Source organism: Saccharopolyspora sp., assembly GCF_017434145.1.
Taxonomy (GTDB): domain Bacteria; phylum Actinomycetota; class Actinomycetes; order Mycobacteriales; family Pseudonocardiaceae; genus Saccharopolyspora_C; species Saccharopolyspora_C galaxeae.
Genome location: NZ_JAFRFW010000768.1, coordinates 1 through 3,281, shown reverse-complemented (window position 1 = coordinate 3,281; position 3,281 = coordinate 1). Strand labels below are relative to the sequence as shown.

General features: G+C 71.7%; 1 pseudogene. It reads right to left on the bottom strand.

Annotation, left to right across the window (positions count from 1 at the left end):
• Positions 1-3,232 (bottom strand): annotated as a pseudogene (locus tag IJH84_RS20835) (beta-ketoacyl synthase N-terminal-like domain-containing protein); the annotation flags it as partial.
• Between the last annotated feature and the right edge of the window lie 49 nt (positions 3,233-3,281).

Below are 3,281 nucleotides of genomic sequence, written 5' to 3'. Positions count from 1 at the left end.
TGCGCGACAACCGGCCGGTGAGCAGCACCTCGCCCGACTCCGCCAGTTCGACCGCGCCGCCCAGCAGCGGATGCCCGGCCGCGCGCACGCCGAGCGCAACGGCGTCACCGGTGCCGGTGGCCGGGCTGGGCCAGAACAGCTCGTGCTGGAAGGCGTAGGTGGGCAGCGCGACGCGTCGTGCGGTGCCGAACACCGCGGACCAGTCCAGCGGAATGCCGCGCACGTGCAGCCGGGCCAGCGCCTCGACCGCGGTCCGCTCTTGCGACTCGTCCTTGCGCAGCAACCCGAAAGCGGCCGAGTCCGGCAGTTCGGCGAGCGGGGCGAGCACCGTGTCCGGGCCGATTTCGAGGAACGTGCGCACGCCGAGGTCGTGCATCGCCTGCACGCCGTCGGCGAACCGCACGGTCTCGCGCACGTGCCGGACCCAGTATTCCGCGGTGGCGATCTCGTCGTTGATCGTGCCGGTCACCGTGGACACGACCGGGATTCGCGGGGCTGCGAATTCGACGTCTTCCAGCACCGCGGCGAACTCGGCCGTCATCGGTTCCATCAGCGGCGAGTGGAAGGCGTGCGAGACGCGCAGCCGCGTGGTCCGGCGGTCGGCGAACTGCGCCAGCACCGCCTCGACCTCGGCTTCGGCACCCGAGATGACGACCGAGCCCGGGGCGTTGACGGCGGCCAGCGAAACCTGGCTGCCGGGCAGCAGCCCAGCGACCTCTTCTTCGGTGGCCTGCACGGCGACCATCGCGCCGCCCTCGGGCAGCGCCTGCATCAACCGCCCGCGCGCGCCGACCAGCTTCGCGGCGTCCGCAAGGGACAAGACGCCCGCGACGTGCGCGGCTGCGATCTCACCGACGGAGTGCCCGGCCAAGTAGTCCGGCCGCACACCCCAAGATTCCACGAGCCGGAACAACGCCACCTCGACCGCGAACAGCGCGGGCTGGGCGAACTCGGTGCGCTCCAACCGTTCGGCGTCCTCGCCCCAGACGATCTCCCGCAGTGGCGCGGAAACGTGCGGGTCCATGGCGTCCAGCGCGGCGTCGAAGGCTTCGGCGAACACCGCGAATCGGGAGTGCAGCTCACTTCCCATGCCGAGACGCTGCGAGCCCTGACCGGTGAACAGCACACCGAGCCGCCCGTCGACCGCTTCGCCCTCGATCGCCAGCGGATCGGATTCGCCGGTGGTCAGCGCGGCCAGTCCGCGCAGCGCCTCGTCCCGGTCCCCGGCGGCGACGACCGCGCGGTGCTCGAACGCAGAGCGGGTGGTGGCCAGCGAAAACCCGACGTCGCCGCGGGCGAGTTCCGGCTTCGCCTGCACGTGCCAGAGCAGCCGCGCAGCCTGCGCCCGCAACGCCTGCGGCGTGTGGCCGGAGAGCGCCCAGGGCAGCACACCATCCACTTCGGACTCCGGCGGCGGCTCGGAAACGGGCGGGTGCTCCAAGATCACGTGCGCGTTGGTGCCGCTGATGCCGAACGAGGACACCCCGGCGCGACGCGGGCGCTCCGGTGACGGCCAGGCGGTCGTCTCGGGCAGCGGCTCGACGGCTCCGGCCGTCCAATCGACGTGCGAGGACGGGGTTTCGGCGTGCAGGCTGCGCGGCACCTCCCCGTGCCGCATCGCGAGGATCATTTTGATCACGCCTGCGACACCGGCGGCGGCCTGGGTGTGCCCGATGTTGGACTTCACCGTCCCCAGCAGCAGCGGCTGTTCCCGGTCCTGCCCGTAGGTGGCGAGGATCGCCTGCGCCTCGATCGGATCGCCCAGCGTGGTTCCGGTGCCGTGCGCCTCCACCACATCGACGTCCTGAGTGGACAGTCCGGAGTTCGCGAGCGCCTGCCGGATCACTCGCTGCTGCGAAGGACCGTTCGGAGCGGTGAGCCCGTTGGAAGCACCGTCCTGGTTGACCGCGCTGCCCTTCAGCACGCCCAGGATCTCGTGTCCGTTGCGCTGCGCATCGGACATCCGCTCGAGCACCAGCATCCCGACGCCCTCGGACCAGCCGACGCCGTCCGCGGCATCCGAGAACGCCTTGCAGCGCCCGTCGGCGGCGAGGCCGCGCTGCCGGGAGAAGTCGACGAAGGTGCTCGGCGTGGACATCACCGTCACGCCGCCCGCCAGCGCCATCGAGCACTCGCCGGACCGCAGCGCTTGCGCCGCCCAATGCATCGCCACCAGCGACGAGGAGCACGCGGTGTCGACCGTGACCGCAGGGCCTTCGAGGCCGAAGGTGTATGCGACGCGGCCGGATGCGACGCTCGGCGCGCTGCCGTTTCCGCGGTAGTCCTCGAATTCCGCGCCCGGCAGCAGCGTGCCGTAGTCGTTGTACATCACCCCGGCGAACACTCCGGTGGCGCTGCCCTGCAGCGCGAGCGGGTCGAGTCCGGCGCGCTCCAGCGCTTCCCACGAGGTCTCCAGCAGCAACCGCTGCTGCGAGTCGGTCGCCAGCGCTTCCCGGGGGCTCATGCCGAACAGCGCCGGGTCGAATTCGCCCGCGTCGTGCAGGAATCCGCCTTCGCGCACGTAGGTGGTTCCGGGCGCATCCGGGTCGGGATCGTAGAGGCGGTCGAGGTCCCAGCCGCGGTTTGCGGGGAACTCGGTGATGCCGTCGCCGCCTTCGGCGACCAGCCGCCACAAGTCTTCCGGCGAGTTCACCCCACCCGGGTAGCGGCAAGCCATGCCGACCACCACTACCGGATCGTCCGAAGTGGACACGCGTGCGTTTTCCCGCCCGCTGTGCGACTCCCGTCCGAACAGTTCGCCGTGCAGGTGCTCGGCCAGCGCTGTCGGTGTCGGGTGGTCGAAGACGAGCGTCGCGGCCAGCCGCAGGCCGGTGTCCGCGTTGAGCCCGTTGCGCAACTCCACCGCGGTCAGCGAATCGAACCCGAGGTCCTGGAACTGCCGCGTCGCCGGGACCGCGGAGGCACCGGAATGCCCGAGCACCACGGCGATCCGGCCGCGCACCAGTTCCAAAATGGACTCGCGCCGTTCCTCCGGGGCGAGCCCCGACAGCCGGGCGGTGAGATCGTCCGCGGCCGCCGACCGGGCGGCGGCCCGGCGAACCGGTGCACGAACCAGCCCGCGCAGCAGCGGCGCGACCGCACCGGCCGAACGCAGCGCCGCGAGATCCAGGCGCATCGGCAGCTGCACCGGCTCGCCGCCGATCGCGGCGTCGAACAGCGCGAGCCCCTGATCCGGTTCCAGCGACGGCATCCCCGCGCGTGCGACTCGCTGCGCATCGACCTCGCTCAGCGCGGAGGTCATGCCGACCGCGCTGCTCCAC